Annotated in this window: 2 protein-coding genes; one reads left to right on the top strand and one right to left on the bottom strand. The window is 47.4% G+C overall.

The genetic code is table 11. The annotated features are described in order from the left end of the window. Positions 1-186, top strand: a 186-nt coding sequence (locus tag NQF89_RS08790) for a hypothetical protein (RefSeq protein WP_266137996.1), incomplete at its 5' end; no start/stop codon positions are given. Positions 187-225: 39 nt separating this feature from the next. On the opposite strand, the gene NQF89_RS08785 is transcribed toward NQF89_RS08790, so the two are convergent. Next, positions 226-946 (bottom strand): hypothetical protein (locus NQF89_RS08785; protein WP_266137995.1); only part of this gene is annotated, 721 nt, incomplete at its 5' end.

Here is a 946-nt window from a genome sequence, read left to right as displayed (position 1 = left end):
TCACAAAGCCAACCGGACAGCCTCACCAACCAAAGCCATCAGCTTATCAGCAAAGCCCCTTGGGATGGCCTATGGTTACCCATCGCCATCCAACATGAAGTCTCAACAGAAATGCAAGAAGGTAAATGGCACACAACCATCGACTGCATCCGCACCAACCTCGGCCAAAAACCGTCCCTTCGATAGGAAATACCCTAATGCTTCATAAGCTTAAACACGCCTCCCTCACCATAACCCCTCTTGGGGATTTTGATTCATATTATCCACATCACAAACCCCATCACCAACACCACTACCACCACCACCACTAGGATAGCCCCCAATGGTATAATACCCCTTATTTATCGCATCTACATGATGGGTAATATCTCCCCATTCATACCCCATATTATCCAACAACCCCCCTACAATAACCGCGCAACGCCAATAACGCCCCTTCTGGGAAAGAACTAAATCTGCCGCATCCTCAGCATGATCCCATCGGACGCCCACTTTCTTCAACCTCTTAATCGTTCCCTTCCGGTCCTCCCGAAAAGCCTTCAATAACCGCTCAATCGATGGCGCATAAGGGTCTTCCGCATTCGGGTCTTGATACACCCGCCCAATATCGCAAACATTCTCCGCTGTTGCAGGAGGACGTTGATTCACAATCTTTATATCTTCAGAGGCAATATCAACACCAGGGGGACGAGACCGCCATAAAAAGTTAAGCTTATCAAGGCACTCTTTATACCGTCCCTTTTGAGTAGTCACGAGAATGGCCGCACCCTCCGCAATATTCCTTTCCACACCTACCTTAACCATCTCTTCAACTATACTAGCTTTATTTTCTTTCAACCTTCTTACTATAAGGAGGTCAGGGTCATTCTCCGGGTTATAAGCAGGCTTCGCAGGCGTCTTATCCAAAAAGGCCTTGCTACAAATATGCACTTGCTCAATATCGTAA

The sequence above is a fragment of the Bombella pollinis genome (assembly GCF_026385485.1).
GTDB lineage: Bacteria > Pseudomonadota > Alphaproteobacteria > Acetobacterales > Acetobacteraceae > Bombella > Bombella pollinis.
This window is presented reverse-complemented; position numbering and strand designations above follow the sequence as displayed.